This is a genomic window from Bacillus sp. FSL W7-1085, assembly GCF_038595035.1.
In the GTDB taxonomy this organism is placed as follows: domain Bacteria; phylum Bacillota; class Bacilli; order Bacillales; family Bacillaceae; genus Bacillus; species Bacillus altitudinis.
The window spans coordinates 740,054-761,121 of sequence record NZ_CP152000.1; the positions used below are offsets into that span (position 1 = coordinate 740,054).

At 43.5% G+C, this 21,068-nt stretch carries 17 protein-coding genes; 14 read left to right on the plus strand and 3 right to left on the minus strand.

Features of this window, described 5'->3' with window-relative positions; translation table 11 throughout:
• Positions 1 to 15: 15 nt before the first annotated feature.
• Entirely contained in the window at positions 16 to 1,158 is a 1,143-nt protein-coding gene (locus MKY11_RS03655; protein ID WP_259254871.1) for a DEAD/DEAH box helicase, read from the plus strand.
• Positions 1,159 to 1,193: 35 nt separating this feature from the next.
• On the opposite strand, the gene MKY11_RS03660 is transcribed toward MKY11_RS03655, so the two are convergent.
• Positions 1,194 to 2,198 (minus strand): NADP-dependent oxidoreductase, encoded by a 1,005-nt coding sequence (locus MKY11_RS03660; protein ID WP_096881116.1) that lies wholly within the window; start codon positions 2,196 to 2,198, stop codon positions 1,194 to 1,196.
• 121 nt (positions 2,199 to 2,319) lie between these two features.
• Positions 2,320 to 2,697 carry a YfmB family protein gene (locus tag MKY11_RS03665; RefSeq protein WP_017366799.1) on the minus strand — a complete coding sequence of 126 codons (378 nt, stop codon included), beginning with the start codon at positions 2,695 to 2,697 and terminating at the stop codon, positions 2,320 to 2,322.
• Between the two features lie 222 nt (positions 2,698 to 2,919).
• Here MKY11_RS03665 and MKY11_RS03670 point away from each other — a divergent pair, with 222 nt between their 5' ends.
• The 12 genes from MKY11_RS03670 to MKY11_RS03725 all read left to right on the plus strand — a co-directional run bounded on the left by MKY11_RS03670 (position 2,920) and on the right by MKY11_RS03725 (position 19,817).
• Positions 2,920 to 3,267: a general stress protein gene (locus tag MKY11_RS03670; RefSeq protein ID WP_017360406.1), complete on the plus strand. Its 348-nt coding sequence runs from the start codon at positions 2,920 to 2,922 to the stop codon at positions 3,265 to 3,267.
• 934 nt (positions 3,268 to 4,201) lie between these two features.
• Entirely contained in the window at positions 4,202 to 4,858 is a 657-nt protein-coding gene (locus MKY11_RS03675) for a methyltransferase domain-containing protein (RefSeq protein ID WP_047946775.1), read from the plus strand.
• Positions 4,859 to 5,375: 517 nt separating this feature from the next.
• Complete coding sequence (locus MKY11_RS03680; protein WP_017360404.1) at positions 5,376 to 6,101, plus strand: GTP cyclohydrolase II; 726 nt, start codon at positions 5,376 to 5,378, stop codon at positions 6,099 to 6,101.
• A gap of 32 nt (positions 6,102 to 6,133) precedes the next feature.
• Complete coding sequence (locus MKY11_RS03685) at positions 6,134 to 6,937, plus strand: SUMF1/EgtB/PvdO family nonheme iron enzyme (RefSeq protein WP_342501862.1); 804 nt, start codon at positions 6,134 to 6,136, stop codon at positions 6,935 to 6,937.
• A 4-nt stretch (positions 6,938 to 6,941) separates the two neighbouring features.
• Positions 6,942 to 8,699 (plus strand): WD40 repeat domain-containing protein, encoded by a 1,758-nt coding sequence (locus MKY11_RS03690; RefSeq protein WP_342501863.1) that lies wholly within the window; start codon positions 6,942 to 6,944, stop codon positions 8,697 to 8,699.
• 281 nt (positions 8,700 to 8,980) lie between these two features.
• A complete protein-coding gene (gene ribD / locus MKY11_RS03695) occupies positions 8,981 to 10,063 on the plus strand; it encodes a bifunctional diaminohydroxyphosphoribosylaminopyrimidine deaminase/5-amino-6-(5-phosphoribosylamino)uracil reductase RibD (RefSeq protein WP_342501864.1) in 1,083 nt (360 codons plus the stop codon).
• Positions 10,064 to 10,179: 116 nt separating this feature from the next.
• Complete coding sequence (locus tag MKY11_RS03700; RefSeq protein WP_342501865.1) at positions 10,180 to 13,086, plus strand: exosporium glycoprotein BclB-related protein; 2,907 nt, start codon at positions 10,180 to 10,182, stop codon at positions 13,084 to 13,086.
• A 141-nt stretch (positions 13,087 to 13,227) separates the two neighbouring features.
• The gene (locus tag MKY11_RS03705; RefSeq protein WP_342501866.1) at positions 13,228 to 14,823 is read left to right on the plus strand and encodes a sensor histidine kinase; all 1,596 of its coding nucleotides are present in this window, start codon (positions 13,228 to 13,230) and stop codon (positions 14,821 to 14,823) included.
• 3 nt (positions 14,824 to 14,826) lie between these two features.
• Positions 14,827 to 15,525 (plus strand): response regulator, encoded by a 699-nt coding sequence (locus tag MKY11_RS03710; RefSeq protein WP_025206910.1) that lies wholly within the window; start codon positions 14,827 to 14,829, stop codon positions 15,523 to 15,525.
• Positions 15,526 to 15,527: 2 nt separating this feature from the next.
• Positions 15,528 to 16,505 (plus strand): tripartite tricarboxylate transporter substrate-binding protein, encoded by a 978-nt coding sequence (locus MKY11_RS03715; RefSeq protein WP_342501867.1) that lies wholly within the window; start codon positions 15,528 to 15,530, stop codon positions 16,503 to 16,505.
• A gap of 191 nt (positions 16,506 to 16,696) precedes the next feature.
• The gene (locus MKY11_RS03720; protein ID WP_024719341.1) at positions 16,697 to 17,995 is read left to right on the plus strand and encodes a citrate:proton symporter; all 1,299 of its coding nucleotides are present in this window, start codon (positions 16,697 to 16,699) and stop codon (positions 17,993 to 17,995) included.
• 181 nt (positions 17,996 to 18,176) lie between these two features.
• On the plus strand, positions 18,177 to 19,817 hold the full coding sequence (locus MKY11_RS03725) for a M14 family metallocarboxypeptidase (RefSeq protein ID WP_135010350.1): 1,641 nt from the start codon (positions 18,177 to 18,179) through the stop codon (positions 19,815 to 19,817).
• A gap of 63 nt (positions 19,818 to 19,880) precedes the next feature.
• Here MKY11_RS03725 and MKY11_RS03730 read toward each other — a convergent pair whose 3' ends face one another.
• Positions 19,881 to 20,366 carry a phenolic acid decarboxylase gene (locus MKY11_RS03730; RefSeq protein WP_008341777.1) on the minus strand — a complete coding sequence of 162 codons (486 nt, stop codon included), beginning with the start codon at positions 20,364 to 20,366 and terminating at the stop codon, positions 19,881 to 19,883.
• Positions 20,367 to 20,479: 113 nt separating this feature from the next.
• Here MKY11_RS03730 and MKY11_RS03735 point away from each other — a divergent pair, with 113 nt between their 5' ends.
• The gene (locus MKY11_RS03735) at positions 20,480 to 21,037 is read left to right on the plus strand and encodes a PadR family transcriptional regulator (protein ID WP_135226995.1); all 558 of its coding nucleotides are present in this window, start codon (positions 20,480 to 20,482) and stop codon (positions 21,035 to 21,037) included.
• Positions 21,038 to 21,068: the final 31 nt, after the last annotated feature.

Consider the following 21,068-nt stretch of genomic DNA (forward strand, 5'->3'; position numbering starts at 1 on the left):
ATAAAGGAGATCAACATGACGGAAAATTGGGCATTTTTGAAAGAAGCAAAGCCATTTATTCAAAAGAACTTTGAAGCGGCTGGCTTTGAGAAGCCAACAGCGATACAAGAACAAACAGCAGAGTGGATTACGGAAAAACGCGATGTGATCGCAGAATCACCGACTGGAACAGGGAAGACACTTGCGTATGTTCTGCCGCTTTTAAATAAAATTGATGTGAGTATCAAACACCCGCAAGTCTTAATCTTGGCACCTTCAAGAGAGCTTGTGATGCAAATTTTTGATGTCGTGCAAGAGTTCAAACAAGGTTCAGACATCAAAGCTATTTCCTTAATAGGCGGGGCAAACATCAAGAAGCAGCAGGAAAAGCTAAAAAAACACCCGAATATCGTGGTGGCGACACCGGGTCGCGTACAAGAGTTAATCAAAATCAAGAAACTGAAAATGCATGAAGTGAAAACGATCGTGTTAGACGAGGCAGACCAGCTTCTTGTCCCAGAGCATATGAAAACGATCCAAGCGATCATTAAATCCACATTAAAAGAAAGACAAATCCTTTGTTTTTCTGCGACGTTGAAAGAGGAAACCGTTCAACAGATTAAAGACATTGCATCTGAACCAGAAGTATTGAAAATTAGCAGAAGCCAAGAAGAAGCGCAGAAGGTAGGGCATTATTACCTGTTATGTGATCAGCGTGACAAGGTGAAATTACTACAAAAGCTATCACGGCTTGAGGACATGCAGGCACTTGTCTTTGTGCGAGATATTACGAATTTGAGCATTTATGCAGAAAAATTAGCGTATCACCATGTCGACCTTGGTGTGCTTCACAGTGAAGCGAAAAAAGCAGAGCGTGCAGTCATCTTAAAGGCTTTTGAACAGCGTGAATTCCCGCTTCTTCTTGCAACAGATATCGCAGCAAGAGGGATCGATATTGACGATCTGCCTTACGTGATCCATGCCGACCTGCCAAACGAAGAAGGCTATATCCACCGTTCAGGCAGAACCGGCCGCGCAGGAAAAGAAGGGGCGGTTATCAGCCTAGTCACATCTCAAGAGCATTCAATGCTTAAAAAAATGGCGAAAAAGCTAAATCTTTCGCTTCAGGAAATTGTTTATAAGCAAGGTCAGCTGCACCTTGCGCCCAAGCAAGCATAAAAAAAGGACCCTCCCACATGGAGGGTCCTTTCTTTTTATGAAACTTTGACAAGCTGTTTTCCGACATTTTCCCCTTTGAATAGTCCGAGGAATGCATCTGGAATATGGTCAAAACCTTCGATAATGGTTTCTTTGTAAGTCAGTTTGTCTTCTTTTACCCATTGTGCGAGATCTTTTGCCGCTTCTTCAAAACGATCAGAGTAGTTGGCAACAATGAAGCCCTGCATCAATGCACTTGTTTTAATGAGTTTTGTTTGCACACGAGGCCCAATGTCTTCGCTTGCACTAATGTTATAAGAAGAAATGGCGCCGCAGACTGGAATACGTGCAAAACGGTTCAAATGATTCATCACAGCATCAGAGATTTCGCCGCCCACATTGTCAAAATACACATCGACACCGTTTGGACAGGCTTTTGCAATGGCGTCATCTAAATCATTTGTTGTTTTATAATTAATGGTTTCATCAAAGCCCAGTTCTTTTAAATAAGCCAGCTTATCATCAGATCCGGCAATTCCTACGACGTGGGCACCTTTGATTTTAGCAATCTGTCCGACAACAGAACCAACGGCACCTGCGGCTCCAGAAATGACAACAGTTTCTCCTTCTTTTGGCTGACCAATCGCAAGAAGTCCAAAATAGGCGGTTTGTCCTGGCATGCCCAAAATCCCTAAGTAATAAGAGAGCGGCGCAATGGATGGATCAATTTTTGTCAGAGACTCTGCTTTGGCAGTAGAATATTCCTGCCAGCCAAGGAATCCAAGTACAAAATCACCTTTCTCAAATTGAGGAGATTTGGACTCGACGACTTCTCCGACCACTCCACCTTGAATGACTTCATTCAGCTTGAACGGAGGTGTATAGGATTTTGTATCTTGCATTCGTCCTCTCATGTAAGGATCTACAGACACATATTTCGTTTGAATCAAGACTTCGCCATCTTGCGGCGTTGGTATATCAACTGTTTCAAAATGAAAAACATCTTTAGTAGGTAACCCTTTTGGACGTTTTGCTAATTGAATTTGTTTTTGTTGACTCATGTCAAATCCTCCCTTTCACTTGCAACCTAGATTTACATTAACATGATGCTTCTTTTCGTTCAAAACATACGGTCTTTTCCAAGCACATACAAAAAAGCAGCCACCATCTAAAAGAAGGGGACTACTTTTTTTGAAGAGAGACAGAAAGGAGCGGCGGGAGACAACCAAACAGTTGATACTCATCCGCATCACGTTCTTTTAATAAATATTCATTTGCATTTTGCATGGAGGCTTTCATCATATCGTGCGTCACAAAAGGAAAAAGGATATTTAAATATGAGGACAACAGGTCTTGTGGATCTTGTTCGATTGACTCGATATCTCCAATGTTAATAATAATAGAAAAGAGATAATCGATGCAGATGTGAAAGTGCTGTTCAGCAAACAAAGTAAGCGGCTTTGCTTTTGATTCTTCAGGATTCCATTTTTGAAAAAGCTGTTTCACCAAATCACTGACAACCCATGCATTAAACTGCTGCTCAGCTGAAAAATAATACATCAGCTCCACCCCATTTCTAGCCTCCAGTATAAGAATTGTACAACAAATGACAAGGAATGAATACAATTTTTCAGAAAATTTAGTCACATTCACAGTCTTTTTGTCAAAAATAAGTCCATAGACGCATTAAGTTCACAGAGTAAAAATGGATGTGCTGGAGGAAGGTTTAATGACAAAAGTGACGGGTAAAAGATTCGTAAGACGTTAAAGGAGGAATAATAAATGAAACCTGTTGTAAGAGAGTATTCAAATGATGAAACACTTCAAAGAGATGTGGAGCAATTAAAACAACTCGGTGTTGCAAGAGAGGACATTTATGTTCTGTCCCATGACGATGATCGAACTGAGCGTATTGCAAGCAACACAGATGCCAATACGATAGGTCCAAAAGAAGTTGGACTCAAGCATGCGGTTGGAAACATCTTTAGCAAAAAGGGAGATGAACTCCGCAATAAGATTCACGAAATTGGTTTCTCAAAAGAAGAAGCTGAGACATTTGAAGAACATTTAGATGAAGGAAAAGTTCTTCTCTTTGTGACTGACCATGAAAAAGTGAAAAATTGGGCATAAACGCCATCGTAAAAAGCCTCTTACTTTTGTAAGGGGCTTTTTTTCATGCTGCGATAATTAAAATCTACCATCTGTCTTTTTCACTATAATAAGAAAGGTTGAAAAATTGGGATAAACAGTAAAATGTCTAATTGAAAATATAGAAATATCAAAGGATACCATCAAAAAAATGAAAATAGTAGTGAAAATATCACAAAAAACCATTCGGGAAATAATTATGATATCTTTATTTTTATTTCAAAATGAAATAAAAATCTTGTGTAATTTAGTAGATAAATTTCTTAGTTCTATTGGTTTAAGTTGTATTTTTGTGTAGAAATAAGTGTTTTAAGGTCAAAAAACCACGAAATATACCTGTATTTTCAATTAGAAAATCATTCTAATGTTTAGGAAATAATTTGTTGACAAAATAATCTAAAAACAATATATTTGGCTTAATCAAGTTATTATGGAATTAGTTGTTAAATTTTTGATGGGTGGATTTCAGGATCAATTCGGTAAATGATGATGCATTAAGACCTAAGGGAGAGCGCTTCTGAGGCAGAGCGATACGGAAGAAATATCTATTAGACAAAAAAGAATAGATGAAAGATAGCTTAGAATGGTAGATTCGTCTTTCTACTATGCCTATTTCTCAATGATATTGTTCAAGGTATTCAGAGGATCATCATAAAGAAAGCGCTTTCTTAGCGCTGTTAAGGAGGTGAATTCATATGAAGAAAATGTATAACAAACTGAGGCGCTGTAACAGTTGAATGGCTGTGGTTGTATGTGAAGATGAGTGCTGAAAAAGAAGAGTGACATGTGGGATGCTTCTCTCCTTTTTCAGAAAACAGATTTCCTAAAAAATCCATCTTTCATTTTATCATAAGGCTTTTTGCTTGAAAACCACCTTTGTTAGGAAAGGTGATTGTGAATTGAAGGAGGTCACGTGATGAAAAAGGCTTTGTATCATGAAGACAGCGGGTTGTATTTAGAGAAAATGCGCATGGCTTTTCAAGAACACTATGAGCAAAGAACAGATATGTGGTCCACTGATCCATCATTAACAGACGCTGCTGTGATGTCTCTGAAGGCATGGCGTTCCAGGGAAAAGGATGCACTTGCTTCGGTGCTGGATATCGGCTGCGGGAACGGCCGGGCTCTTGAACATTTACAAGGACTGTCGGCATATACCGGCATTGATCTTTATGAGCATGAGGAATGGGAAGGATTAAAGAAGAGAAAAGAGGTTCCTGTCCATTTTTATCATCAAGATTTTATGTCCTGGTCAATTGATCAAGGGCGCGAGCTGACGTTTGATCTGATTTTAGATCATGGCTGCTTTCACCATCAGCACCCTGATGACCACGAACGATACTTAAAGCAGATTTCCTCGCTGCTTCATGAAGGTGGTGTGTTTTCCCTTGTTGTATGGGGAGAAGAGTGGAAAACAGGCTTAATCGGAGAAGATGGACGCTTCCATTTTTCATTCTCAGATACTCAGCTTGGAGAAAAGATTTGTACATCAGGACTTGAGCTCGTTTCGATTACACCATTACAAGCGAAGGCTGGGATCAGCCAGCATCATGTCATTGCTGTCAAAATCTAGTGCAAAGGAGGATAAACGCGATGTTTGATGTGATGGTTCTTGGTGCATACCTAGGCGGGTGTCATGCTTCAATCAATGTAGCTGAATTGAAGTACGGACTATTCATCCAATCAAAGGGTACAACCGGATGACGTGCATTTGGAGAACCAGAGCTTCTAGTAAAGGAGAAAGCAGCTCGAAGCTAGCAGAGATATTCTTTTAGAGAAAGAGCATGTCAGTTTCCATTCAAGAATCATCCAATGGTGTTGCTCTCTTACAGAGAATACAGCGTATGAAGCTCGATTTCTGCTCCTTTGTACTGGACAAGTGACAGTCTAAAAAGAGTCTTTATGAAAGGTACTGATGGATGATTGGCATCGCACATCTATTCAGCCAGTATGACAGGAAATTTCTCCTGAGCCATGATTCTAGCTGGAACCGGTGCTCAGGATGCAAAGGGAGTGCATACACATATTCATCACGCCATCACTGCGCTGAGAGAGTTCAATGGGGTGCAGTGATGAATAGGGGGAGACAAATGAACAAGTTTGTAGCTGAACTACAATCAATGATTCATCATTTTACATTTCAAGAAAAACACTATTTGCTCGTGGGGCCAGTGAACCTGCCGATCTCTATTGAACATGAAGAAGTGCAGTTTACATGGTATGCCTTTGCGTCTGTAGAAGCTGATACAACGCCAACGGTTGAGTCTATTGTACAAATGAGTACCGAGCAGCAAACATTTTCCTCTTGTCTCCTTTTTGGCGACTTTGAAAATGAAGTGCCACCGCTTGTGCGAATTCATAGTGTCTGCCAAACAGGGGATGTGTTTGGGTCACTGAAATGTGATTGCGGTCCACAGCTTGCATCATCGCTAAAAAAAATCACCGATTACGGAAAAGGCATGCTTGTGTATATGGCCAATCAAGAAGGGCGCTCTATTGGGTTAATGGCCAAAGCCTTCACGTATAAATTACAGGAAATGAAACTGGATACATTTGAGGCGAACAGGTTGATCGGATGCGGAGATGATGATCGGCATTACGAGGAAGCAGCGGCTGTCTTGCACTATTTAAACAAAGGGAAACCATTGCATCTCTTAACCAATAATCCAGATAAAGTCGATTCCATTGCTGCTTACGGTCTTCCGGTTTTACGGTTTGATCATACGGTAGAAGCCTCTCTCTATAATGAGGCGTATTTAAAGGCAAAAGCAGCATCAGGGCATATGGTCGATGAGAAGAAATTAATTAATCAGTAGATGAGTTTATTTAAAGAAGGCGGGAGAAAAGCGTGAAACCTGATATCAATTGGATTCAAATCCCAAGCGGCTATGCGACGATTGGAAGTAATGAAGAAGATATGAAAAAGGCATCAGAATTTTGGAAGGACAAACTTCTGAATCCAGCCTATGGCCGTGAGAAAAAATTTCAAAAATGGCTGTACAAAGAATTTCCATCTTATCAGCCGTATATGAGCGAATTTTTCATTTCAGATACGGTCGTCACCAATGAATGGTATCAAAGCTATTGCGACGAGACAGGAAAGCCTTATTCAGAGAGCTTGACGAACCTAGAACTTGGCGGGGGAAAAGACCATCCTGCTTGGGGCATGGACATCGAGGAAGCTTTCTCATTTTGTCAGTGGCTGAGCGGGAAGCTTGGATATGAGGTATCGATCCCTACCGAGGAAGAATGGGAATATGCTGCCAGGGGCAATACGAGACATCAATATCCTTGGGGAGATGAGTTTGATCCCTCTTACTGTAATACGCACGAATCAAATATTGAAAAAACGACACCTGTCCGTCATTACGAAAAAGGAAGATCTCTATTTGGACTATATGATATGGGTGGCAATGTCGAAGAATGGGTCAACACCAAGTATCACATATATGAAGGCGGAATTGAGGTTGTAGATGATTTAACCGAGACACTCGGCAGTGATTACTACATTTTAAAAGGTGGCTCCTTCGCAAGAGGCGGAGATTTATGCAGAGTCGCAAGAAGACACGGGAAACACCCAGACCCTGTTTTTCGATTTACTGGTTTTCGTGTAGTTACTCGTCAAAAACAACATATAAAGGTGGGAGTGTAAAACCATGCATAGAGGACCGATTACATCCGTTTTATCAACTCAGCATGACCAAATTGTCTACACAGGTGGCTATGACCGCTGTATTTATAAATGGGACCGTGCCACGGGAGAAGGAACATTCCTTGGCAGTCACGAGCATATCATCAACTCTTTATCCCTTTCGGAAAATGGAACGTATTTAGCGAGTGCATCGTCAGACTATACCATTCAATTATATGATACTAGCACACATACAAGAATTCGTACGCTATATGGTCATGCGGATGACGTGGAAGCTGTCGCATTTGCAAAGCAGGATACGCTTCTTGTATCGGTGTCCAGAGACAGAAGATGCTTAGTTTGGGATATTGAAACGGGAGCGATTTTAAGAGAATTTCATGGACATAGCAAGGATGTATTAGCTGTATGGATTCATGAGGATAAAGCTTATACAACTGGTGACGATGGCTATGTCCTTGTATGGCTCTATGAAACAGGAGAAATTGTAGGTGAAATTGGCCCGTTTGATTATGAGCTGGATACCATCAGCGGCAGCAATCAAAAAGAAGTATTCGCCCTTGGTAGAGACGATGGCACGGTCATCATTTATGATGCCGCTACATTACAGGAGAAAAAAATCATTAAAGCTCATTTACAAGGTGTGAAACGTGTGAATTTTTCTCCGAGCGGTAACTACTTGCTTACAGCGGGTTATGACCATTTAATTAAGCTGTGGAATTATGAAACCGGTGATTTAATTGATACGCTGCTGCCTCATAAATATCAATGGGAGCGCTCGCTTGTTTGGACAGAAGACGAGCAAGCCATTTTAGGAGCCAGCTTTGGGAAAACGTATTGTGAATGGTCAATTCAAGAAGGAAAAGTGATCTCTGATGAGCAGGAATTGGCGACACCTTCTATTAATGATATTGCGTTGACTGAAGCGGGTGATATTATCACTGCATCAGATGACGGAAAATTCAGAAAGAATGGAATCGAAATCGCAAAATCAACAGGTGTTCTCACAAATGGAGTGGCTGTTGCACGGGATGGAAGCTATTATGCATGGGGCGATCATGCGAGTCAGGTGCATATTGTACACGAGTCATTGCAGCAAATGGTCTCTTTTGATCTCAACACAGGTCCTGTCAATAGTGTGTATTTCCATGAGGAGGATCGTCAATTTTATATTGGCACTTATGGCGGTTATGTGCATGTCATTTCGACTGAACACTTAAAGGAAATCGGCCGTTCTAAAGCACATGATTGCGCGGTCAAAGCATTAAAGGTAGAAGGAGATCATATCATCACAGCGGCAGTTGAAGGAACCATCTGTCTTCTCGATAAAAAGAGTTTGTCCTTAACAGCAGAATATATCGGGGCGACAGAGCTGTTAAATGATGTATTTATTGATAGCAAAAGAGATCGTATTGCCATTGTCAGCCGTGATAAAAACGTCCGATTGTTTGATTTGCATACAGGCAGAATTTTAAATCAGCACAACGAGCATCAATATTCCATTAAATCCATCACTGTGACAGACTCTGGCTATATTGTGAGCGGAGACTATTGGGGATATATTGTGGTATGGAATCCAGAGCTAGATGTCAATACAGGTCCGATTCGAATTGCTAAGAATGGTATTAGTGCCATTAGACAACTAGGAAATGATGTGTATGCAAGCTCATATGACGGTGGTATTTATCATATTCGAGAAGATGGCACACATACGGAAGTACTGCGCTTATTTGAACAATTTCCGAAAGAAGTAATCTCTCATTAAGAAAAAGAATGTAAGCGGGGGATTCTCATGATAAGTGTTTGCAAGGAACATATGAAAAAAGGTCTGACTGTACTCAATTGTCCGCATGTGCTCCTCATTAATAAATATGAATGTCGCAAATGCTGTTTTTGTAAACAACGAGCATCATATAAACTGTTTTATTCCTTGCCTTACTATGATCGATCTGAAAAGAAACGGCTTGAGAAAGTATAGCACATGAGAATAGAACTCCTTCATTTTCTGAAGGAGTTCTTTCCCTTGAGAGAAGAAAGGAGCCCGAGATGAAAGACGATGTTTTTTATATGAAGCTGGCGATTGCCAACGCGAAGGCGATGAAAGGACAAACCTCACCCAATCCGCTTGTTGGTGCAGTGATTGTTCAGAGCGGTGAAATCGTTGGGATTGGTGCGCACATGAAGGCGGGCGAGCCTCATGCTGAAATTCATGCGCTGCAAATGGCAGGAGAAAAGGCGAAGGGAGCTGACATGTATGTGACACTCGAACCTTGTACACATCACGGAAAAACAGGCCCTTGCACCGAAGCGATCATTAAAAGTGGTGTGAAGAAAGTGTTGATTGCCACCCAAGATACGAATCCGGTTGTTGCAGGTAAAGGAATTGCCTTTTTGAAAAAGGCTGGAATTGAAGTGGAGCAAGGTATATGTAAACAGGAAGCAGATCGTTTAAATGCGCCTTTTTTTCATTTGATGCAAACAAACCTTCCTTATGTCATTTTAAAATCAGCTATTTCGATAGATGGGAAAATTGCCACGGCTGATCAAGAAAGCAAATGGATCACTGGAATAGAAGCGAGAACAGAAGTGCAGCGCTTACGTCAAGAAGTAGATGCGGTGCTGACAGGAGTGGAAACGATTATTCAAGATGATGCCGGCTTAATTGTAAAGGATTCATTCAACCATCAGCCCATTCGTGTCATTTTAGATTCAACATTAAGGATACCGCTTCATGCCAAATGCTTAACAGATCATAGGGCAGAAACCATAATTTGTACATCACAAAATTATGATCATCAAAAGTATCAACAGTTGATACAAAAAGGTCATCAAGTATTTGTCACAAGCGGAGAACACCGGACAGATCTTCAGGATGTGTTACACATGTTGAAGAAGCGCTCTGTGATGTCAGTGCTTGTAGAGGCAGGGGGCAGTGTGAGTGCGTCATTTTTAGAAGCATCCCTTGTGAACGAAGCTGTTATCTATATGGCACCTTTATTAATCGGAGGGAAAGATGCACCTACTTTTTTTGAAGGAGAAGGTGTGAAAAAACTAAAAAAGGCGATCCGTCCAGCGGATATTGAATATAGTATGGTAGGAAAAGATTTAAAAATGACGATGACATTTTAACGATGGAAAGAGGTCCTTGCACGTAGAGTGCAAGACCTTTCAAATTTTTTGATAAAAATAAAATTGTACATACACCTTTATCGATCATGATGAATACGATGGATGGGGGTGATTCTATGAGAAAATGTAGACAATGCGGAAAGATATACCCAACTCATTCGACAGACCACTACCAAAAAGGAAGCTGGTATGATGCGTATAAGGATGATGGCTGGGAATGTGATAGTTGTAAGAAAGGTAAATCAGACAAACCAAGGAAACCAGTAAAAAATCCATGCTGCGGAAAAGATCCTTGTGTGTGTGTCATTCAAGGACCGCCAGGGGGAAGAGGAAGGAGAGGCCCAGCAGGTCCGGCGGGTCCAGTGGGTCCAGTAGGCCCAGCGGGTCCAGCAGGAGCAACGGGCGCCACGGGAGCAACCGGCGCAACCGGTGTAGGCTTAACTGGTATCGTAGCATTTGATCCAGCGGATGCCCCATCCTATCCAGTAGGTCAAGTGGTGACATTTGATGGAAGTACGTATGTGGTGAATACAGCTTCACCAACAGGTACGCCAGGTACGTCTCCAGATTATACATTGTTAGCAGCTGCGGGAGATACGGGCGCCACGGGTGCCACGGGAGCAACAGGAACAGGAGCGACCGGAGCCACCGGAGATACAGGCGCAACCGGAGCGACCGGAGCAACAGGAGATACGGGCGCAACGGGAGCAACAGGAACAGGAGCGACCGGAGCCACCGGAGATACAGGTGCAACTGGTGCAACTGGAGCGACCGGAGCCACCGGAGCGACGGGTGCCACAGGAGCAACAGGAACAGGAGCGACCGGAGCCACCGGAGATACAGGTGCAACTGGAGCGACCGGAGCCACCGGAGCGACGGGTGCCACAGGAGCAACAGGAACAGGAGCGACCGGAGCCACCGGAGATACAGGTGCAACTGGAGCGACCGGAGCCACCGGAGCGACGGGTGCCACAGGAGCAACAGGAACAGGAGCGACCGGCGCTACTGGAGATACAGGCGCAACCGGAGCGACCGGAGCCACAGGAGATACAGGTGCTACCGGAGCGACCGGAGCCACCGGAGATACGGGTGCAACCGGAGCAACAGGAACAGGAGCGACCGGAGCCACAGGAGCAACAGGAGATACGGGAGCGACTGGAGTAACCGGAGCCACAGGAGCAACAGGAGATACGGGAGCGACTGGAGTAACCGGAGCCACAGGTGCAACGGGAGATACGGGAGTGACCGGAGTAACCGGAGCGACAGGTGCAACGGGAGATACGGGAGCGACTGGAATAACCGGAGCCACAGGAGATACGGGAGCGACTGGAGTAACCGGAGCCACAGGAGCCACAGGAGATACGGGTGCAACCGGAGCAACAGGAACAGGAGCGACCGGAGCCACAGGAGCAACAGGAGATACGGGAGCGACTGGAGTAACCGGAGCCACAGGAGCAACAGGAGATACGGGAGCGACTGGAGTAACCGGAGCCACAGGTGCAACGGGAGATACGGGAGTGACCGGAGTAACCGGAGCGACAGGTGCAACGGGAGATACGGGAGCGACTGGAATAACCGGAGCCACAGGTGCAACAGGAGATACGGGAGCGACTGGAGTAACCGGAGCCACAGGAGCAACAGGAGATACGGGAGCGACTGGAGTAACCGGAGCCACAGGAGCCACAGGAGATACGGGAGCGACCGGAGTAACCGGAGCTACAGGAGCAACAGGAGATACGGGAGCGACTGGAGTAACCGGAGCCACAGGAGCCACAGGAGATACGGGAGCGACCGGAACCGGAGCTACAGGTGCAACAGGAGATACGGGAGCGACTGGAGTAACCGGAGCTACAGGTGTAACGGGAGATACGGGAGCGACCGGAGTAACCGGAGCCACAGGTGCAACAGGAGATACGGGAGCGACTGGAGTAACCGGAGCCACAGGAGCAACGGGAGATACCGGGGCAACCGGAGTAGGGTTAGCTGGTATTTTGGCATTTGACCCAGCAACAGCTCCAACCTATCCAGTAGGTCAAGTGGTGACATATGAAGGTGGAACTTATATCGTAAATACAGCGCCACCAACTGGCACACCAGATACGTCTCCAGATTATACGTTATTGGCAGCCGCAGGTGTGACAGGCGCCACGGGAGATACAGGAGCGACCGGAGTAACCGGAGCCACGGGTGCAACGGGTGATACAGGAGCGACCGGAGTAACCGGAGCCACAGGTGTAACGGGAGATACGGGAGCGACCGGAGTAACCGGAGCCACGGGTGCAACGGGAGATACGGGAGCGACCGGAGTAACCGGAGCTACAGGTGCAACAGGAGATACGGGAGCGACCGGAGTAACCGGAGCCACAGGTGTAACGGGAGATACTGGAGTAACCGGAGCCACAGGTGTAACCGGAGCTACAGGTGCAACGGGAGATACGGGTGCAACAGGGGCTACAGGAACAGGTGCCACGGGAGCAACCGGTGCAACAGGCGCCACAGGTGCGACAGGATCAAGTGCGATTATTCCATTTGCATCTGGTACGCCAGCTGTTTTAACCACAATCGCAGGCGGTCTAGTTGGAACATCTAGCTTGGTCGGATTCGGTAACTCGGCGACAGGTGTCAGTATTGTAGGCGGAATCATTGATTTAACCGGAGCAGCAGGCACATTGTTGAACATGGCATTCTCCGTTCCAAGAGCTGGAACCATTACGTCATTTGCCGGCTATTTTAGCACGACTGCAGCCCTTTCTTTAGTTGGCACGAGTATTACTGTAACTGCTAGTCTGTTTGCTTCACCAACACCAGATAACAGCTTCACACAAGTAGCGAGCGTCACATTGGCTCCAGCGTTAACCGGGATTTTAACGCTAGGGGCTATTACAAACGGTATCGCTACAGGTCTGAATGTACCGGTCACACCGCAAACAAGATTACTTGTCGTATTCTCGGCATCAGCTACAGGTCTTTCCTTAGTGAATACCGTAGCAGGCTATGCAAGTGCTGGTTTATCCATCACGTAATAGGCACACAGGGATGACTCAATACTGAGTCATCCTTTTTTGTCTGTGTGAATTTTCTCTTAACTTCATGAGAAAAAATGATATGATTTTCTTAGAGTCTATTCGGGTGAATCTACTGAATTAGGGGTTGTGGCGGTGAGGATGGACAAAAGGAAAGTCACTTTACAAACAAAAATTTTGGGGTTAATTATTGGTCTTTTACTTGTTGTTATTGCCTTATTGACCATTTGTTTTGGTTTTTTGCAGACATCAGAAAGGCAGAGCCAAGCTGAACAGCTGGCGGTGCAAACTGCTAGAACGATATCTTATATGCCGCCCATTAAAACATCGGTGGCCACGGGAGATTCGCAAAATGAAGAACAGGCTGTGCTTGAGCAAATGAAAGAGCAAGTAGGAGCGCATGCCATTTTTATCACCAATCAAAAAGGAAAGGTTCTTTTTCATACGAATCATGAGGATGTAGGGAAAACCATCAGTGTGTCGGAAGGAAGAAGTACACTGCTATTTGGAGGAACTTCCATATCAACGGGTGATTCTGATGGTGAAACCGTTGTCAGAGGAAGTGCTCCGATCATGAAAGAAACTGGCAGTTATGAAGAGATTATTGGGACAGTCAGTGTCGAATTTTTAAAAAGAGATATCGACCAAGCGACAGCTCATCAACTCTTCAAATTAAGTTATATTGCCCTTCTTGTGCTCTTGCCTGGGGTTTTTGGAGCGATTTTTTTAACAAGGAGTATTCGAAAAGATATATTAGGGCTTGAACCGCATGAAATTGCTTCATTATATCGAGAAAGAGAAGCGATGCTGCATGCGATTAAAGAGGGAATCATTGCATTTGACCGTAAAGGTGCCATTACGATGATGAATACGTCAGCTGAACAGATGCTGCGCGTCTCTTCAACGCTGCCTCTTCATATTGATCAAGTGTTGCCAAATGCCAATCTTCTTTCCTATCTAAAGGTAGAGATGATTGAACCTAACATAGAATCAATCGTCAATGATAAAACCTTCGTGCTAAATGTCAAAAAAGTGGTGCAGGACAATCGAGTATTTGGAGGGATTGTGAGCTTCAGGGAGAAAACCGAGCTGACAAAGCTGCTGGATACATTGACAGAGGTCAGTCAATATTCAGAAGACTTGAGAGCACAAACACACGAATTTTCGAATAAGCTGTACGCTATTTTAGGCTTGCTTGAGTTGAAACAAGTGGATGAAGCCATTGAGTTAATTAAAGAAGAGTATACACTTCAAAATCGCCAGCATGACTTACTCATGAAGCAAATTCGCTCTCCGAAGATTCAAGCCATTTTACTTGGGAAGTTAGGAAAGGCATCTGAGAAAAAGGTTCATTTTCACATTGATGAAAATAGTTCATTGGAGCCGCTCCCAGCCCATTTAAGTTTATCTCACTTTATTACCATCATTGGCAATCTCGTAGACAATGCGTTTGAGGCTGTATTGAATAAAGAGAAAAGAGAAGTCAGCTTGTTCATCACAGATATTGGATTTGATATTATCATAGAGGTATCTGATTCAGGGGACGGTGTAGATGAAGGAGCCATTTCACAACTTTTCACAAGAGGACATTCATCAAAGGGAGAAGGGCGAGGTTATGGACTTGCCAATGTCAAAGAAGTGCTAGATGAACTTGGGGGCTGGATTGAAGTTGCGAACCAAAAAGAAGGCGGTGCCATCTTCACTGTTTACATACCGAAAGGCACAAAGGGGGAATAGGTTGTGATAAAGGTACTCATTGCGGAAGATGATTTTCGAATCGCTGCGATTCATGAATCTTATATACAAAAGGTACAAGGCTTTCAAGTGGCCGGCAAGGCAAAGAGTGCAAAGGATCTGTGGGAGGCACTTCAAAAAGAACAAGTGGATCTCATTTTACTTGATGTCTACATGCCTGATGAGCTCGGCACGAACCTTTTGCCGCTGTTAAGAGAGCGCCATCCTGAAGTGGATGTGATCATTATCACGGCTGCAACGGAAACGATGCTGTTAAGAGACGCATTGCATTATGGAGTCGTTCATTATTTAATCAAACCAGTGACCGCCCAAAAATTCACGCAGGTTTTAACCGAATATAAAGAGAAGAGAGAGTTAATCAATTCAAAAGAGGAAGTCAATCAAACGATGATTGATCTGTTTTTTGGTCAAATACAGGAAGAATCGCAGCAAAAGGATGAGCGAGACTTGCCAACAGGCATTAATTCACTGACTTTGGACAAAGTGAAAACATTCATGGCAGCAGAGATGAACGGAATTACAGCGGAAGAACTCGGAGAAAAAATGGGCGCATCACGCACAACAGCAAGACGATACGTAGAGTATCTTGTGACAACGGGAGAATGCCGGGCAGAGCTGGCGTATGGAATCATCGGTAGACCAGAACGAAAATATTATCCCGCCAAAAAACAAACGGAGTCATAAAAATGAAAAAAGGAATACTCTTACTCATTTTGGTCTGCCTTTGTACAACGCTCACCTTTAATGAAAAAACAGCAAAAGATTCTTTCCTGGAGCACAGCCCATTATATATTGTGGTATCAGGTGTACCTGATGGCGGATTTGACCAAACAGCTCAAGTGATGAAAACCGTGCTAGAACAAGAAAAGCTAGTGGAAGAGCCTGTGCATATTCTTTATCAAAGAGGCGGAACGGTTGATAAAGGATGGACCTATATGATGGAGCGAGATGCCAATTATATTAGTTTAAATTCAAGCTTATTATTAAGCCGTAATTTGCTGGGCAGCAGTAACGTGACCATGAATGATGTCACCCCGCTTGCTATTCTTGCGGAAGAGTGGCAGGTAGTCGCAGTGCCAGTTGATTCTCCTTTCTCAAATGGAAAGGAGCTATTACACGAATTAAAAAAGAAACCAGATTCCTTAAAAATTGGGTTTGCCCCGGACTTTGGAAATGATGATCAAATCTCATTCGCACGGGCTGCCGAAATGGCAGGAATTGATCCGTACCGCATTCAGTTTTTAAAATTTGACAGTGCAGATGATTTATTTCAAGCACTCATTGACCATGAGGTAGATGCGGCAACCACGACCATTACAGAGGTTCGTCATGATTATGAAAAGAAAAGGCTGAAGCTTGTTGCGACCACAACGAATCAGCGTTTAGAAGGATTCAAAGACGTGCCCACTTGGAAAGAACAGGGGATTCCGCTCATTTTCTCTCATTGGCGTGGTGTGATGGGACCAAAGCAAATGAATCAGCACGACATTCGAGCATGGGATCAGCTTCTTCAAAAAATGACGCAAACGAAGTTATGGAAAAAGCAGTTAAAACAAAAAGGCTGGACAAGCCGTTATATGAACAGTAAAGAAGCAAAGGTCTTTATGGAAGATCAATTAAGGCGATATGAGCAATTTATACAAGGAGAACAAGCGGTCAAATGAGACCGCTTTTTTTTATGGAACCAACAAAGAACAACAATTGCACAAAATGAACAAAAAGCATTTATCGACCAAAAAAGAATTAAAATTCATAATATTTACTTCAATTCAGGCGTCAGATATCATGACAGAAAGGGTTGGAAATGGGATACCAACATTTAATGAAAGCGTATACAACATAAGGGGTGAACAAAATGTTAGCGATCTTAGGATTTCTTATGATGGTTGTATTTATGGTTTTAATTATGACGAAACGTATGTCTGTTCTAACGGCATTGGTATTAACACCGATTGCATTTGCTCTTATTGCAGGTTTTCATTTTACAGAAATTTCAGACATGATTGTCAAAGGTGTACAGCAAGTTGCACCAACGGCGGTCATGATCATGTTTGCCATTTTGTACTTCGGGATTATGATTGATGCAGGTTTATTTGATCCGATGGTGGCAAAAATTTTAAACATCGTCAAAGGCGATCCATTAAAAATTGTTGTCGGAACAGCTGTCCTGACGATGCTTGTCGCACTTGACGGTGATGGAACCACAACGTACATGATTACAACAACAGCCATGCTTCCGTTATTTACACTGCTTGGCATTCGTCCGATTATTTTAGCGGGTATAGCCGGAGTCGGCATGGGGATTATGAATACGATTCCATGGGGAGGGGCAACACCTAGAGCGGCAAGTGCACTTGGCGTTGATCCATCACTTTTATTTGGCCCGATGATTCCAGTCATTGGCGCAGGGGTTTTGAGCATGATTGTGGTGGCATACTTTCTTGGGAAGTCTGAAAGAAAACGTCTTGGTGTTATTGAGCTCGAACAGCCGATTCATGCCAATGAAATGGCAGCGGCACTGCAAGATGATATTAAGCGACCGAAACTTTGGTGGTTTAACCTGACACTGACTTTGCTATTGGTTCTCTTGCTTGTGTCAGGAAAAGTAAGCTTAACGGTTCTGTTTGTTCTTGCCTTCTGTGTCGCCATTATCGTGAACTATCCGAATTTAGAGCAGCAGCGTGAGCGGATTGCGGCTCATTCAACAAATGTTTTGGCGATTGCTTCGATGATTTTTGCGGCAGGTGTTTTTACAGGCATCTTAACTGGGACGAAAATGGTTGATGAAATGGCGATTTCGATTGTTTCAGCTATTCCAGAGCAGCTTGGCGGGTTTATTCCAGTCATTGTCGCGCTAACAAGCGGGATCTTCACTTTCTTTATGCCGAATGATGCATACTTTTATGGGGTACTGCCGATCCTATCAGAAACAGCGGCAGCATACGGTGTCGATAAAATTGAGATTGCGAGGGCATCTATCATTGGTCAGCCGATTCATATGTTAAGCCCACTTGTTCCATCGACTCATTTACTTGTTGGACTCGTTGGGGTATCACTAGATCAGCATCAGAAATTTGGCATGAAATGGGCGGTTCTTGCAGTCGTCGCCATGACAGTGATGGCGGTTCTCATTGGGGCCATTTCGATCTGGTAATGAGAAGAGTGTCTGCTGCTCATGCAGGCGCTCTTTTTTAGGTCCTATTGCAGGGCAAGCTCCATTCATTTGCCCTATATAAAGACATGCATGATTCCTCCAAAAGATATATTTTTGAAAAATGCTGACACTTTTGCTGTTTTTTTCTTTATAATGCAAATCAACGAAGGGAGAGGATAGCATGTCCAAACAGAAAAGTACCATTCTTTTTGCTGCTGTATGCCTCATGGCAGGAAGTTTGTCGATGGTGACCCCAGCTTCAGCGAATGCAGAGACCCCTTATTATGGAAAAAGCTATGAGCAGCCAGCCTCGGTTCAAAAACTGTATCCTGAGCCTGACGAAACGTTTGATACCCCTGCTTTTCAGAAAAAAGGAAAAGCATTTACCACACAAGAAGAGCTTCAAGATTTTTTACGTGACATTGTCAGTAAAAGTCCTTACGCCACGCAGAAACAGATTGGAACATCCATTGAAGGCAGGTCCATTCCAGCCCTCTATTTTACAAAGGATCGCCACATCTCTCCACTGTCAAAAAAGCCAACGATCTGGCTTCAAGCACAAATACACGGAAATGAACCAGCCTCCGGTGAATCTGCCCTTGTCATCGCCAAACGACTAGCAGGTGATGAAGGAGAGCGCATCCTGAGCCATGTCAACGTCATCATTGTCCCAAGAATCAACCCAGATGGTTCTTATGCATTTGACCGCAGGCTTGCAAACGGAATGGATGGCAACCGTGACCACATGACATTAGAATCTCCAGAGCTGACAGCTCTTCATCAAGAATTTAATCGCTATGCGCCCGAGGTCGTCATTGATGCCCATGAATATGATGTCGGTCAAAAGCAGTTTGAAGATATCGGTGCATCAGGTGCTCTCAAGTATCACGATTTGCTGATATTATCCGGTAAGAATTTGAACATTCCTGAAAGCATTCGTTTCACGTCAAATGAATTGTACGTCAACGGAGTACGTGAAACATTGACGAATAAGGGATTTTCCAACGATTTATATTATACAAACACAAGAGGGAAGGACGGAAAGATCGACCTTTATGAAGGCGGAACCGATGCACGAATTGGCCGAAATGCCCTGGCGCTTTCACCAGCTTTATCATTTCTTGTAGAAAGTAGGGGGATTGGAATTGGCAGAGAGGACTTTACTCGGCGTGTGGCAGCACAAGTCACCACTCATGAAAAAATCATTGAGACAACAGTGAAGCATGCTAAGCAGGTGAAGCAGCAAATGGTGACGGAGCGGCTGAAACTTGTGAAAAAAGGTCTTCAATCAAACGATGATGATCAAGTAGTCATTCAAGATGCTTTCAAGGCGCCTGTGAACGATTCACTTGAAATGGTGGATATTGAGAAAGGACAAACCACCAATGTCCCAGTACGTTTTCATAGTGCAAGTGATGCGGTTCCTGTATTGACAAGAGAACGGCCAACAGCTTATCTCATTCTCCCTGGACATGAAGGGGTAGATCGAAAACTTAGAACTTTAGGACTGAAAAGTGTGACTTTGCCAGTTGGCATGAAAGTGCCAGTTCAAGCCTATGAGGTGACAAAACGAGTGGAAACAAGCAAAACAGATATTCAGCTTGAAACGAGACTCGTTGAAAAGAAACGTCAGCTACCAAAAGGAACAAAGGTATATGTGACTGCACAGCCAGAGACCAATTTGTTGTCACTTGCCCTTGAACCAGAATCAAAAGACAGCTATATGTCATCAGGTTTTATTGCATCGAAAGTAGGCGATGAACTACCAGTTTACCGATTCTTGTTATCTCAAAAGACGTTAGGTATAAATAAAAAGGACTAAAATCAAGTTCATTTTAGCCCTTTGTCAACCACCCTAGAAGCGGCACAGTGCGTGCCGCTTTTTCTATTTTCGTCCAGCTCTGATCTCATCGGTCATGCCTTCATACGGTGCTTCTGCGATAATCGTTTCATCGTTTACCCCAGCATGGTGGATGTACGTAATGTCTGCGAATTCTGGTACGACATACTTCGGATAGGTTTCATATTTTTCACGGGATTCTTTCATGAGGTCGATATAGTCATTTTGATAGCAAACGGTGATATCTGGACGTTCATGCACCCATTTTGGGAAGAAAATGACGCCATGCATGCGTTTTTCCTCAGGCATAAAGTTTAAAGACACGTCTGTCCCAGTCGGTTCCGTCCAGGAAACTTTGTATACCCCTTTTGTCAGTTTCACAATATTCACTTCTTGATCACGAACCCAGCGGCCTCCAACCATTCCGCTATGAATGCGGTAATCAATGGTGTGATCATTTTTAATGTAAATCTCATATTCCCAGCCATTTTCATACGTATAAATCATATGAAGTCCAACGAATTGATCCATGTTTATTCCTTCTTTCAATTAAAATGATGTTGTTTCAAACATGTCACAATTTACATGTTTATTTTAGGGTGTATGGTATACTATTGTCAAAGAATATGCGTTGGAGGCATGTCATGAGAGTACTGAAATATGCCATTCTTGGCTTACTAGATCAGCGTGAGCTGACGGGATATGATATGAAGAAACACTTTGAAGATTCCCTTGGACAGTTTTGGAGTGCGAAGCATAGTCAAATATACCCTGAATTAAAGCGGCTAACAGAAGAGGGTTTTATTGAATTTGATATTCACATACAAGGAAAGAAGCTAGAGAAGAAGGTCTATCAAATCACTGATGCAGGAAAAAGAGAACTGCATGAGTGGTTAAGGAAAAAAGGCCCGATTCCAGACACAACAAAAGATGAATTTATGTTAAAAACGTTCTTTATCTCATCTATGGATCAAATAGAAGCGGCCGGTCTCTTCTCACATCAGCTGCAGGAGCGAACAAAGAAAGTAGAGATGCTTGAACAGAAACTGAACGTTTTAACAGAAGAAGACCCATCTGCCCAATCACTGCATTCAACACAATTCGGGCATTATTTAGTGCTGACAAGAGCAATTGAAAGGGAAAAAGGGTATGTTCGCTGGCTCCAAAAGACCCTTGAAGTCATTGATTCATCCATTGTCTAAGGACAATCGTCGCACGATATGATAAAAAATG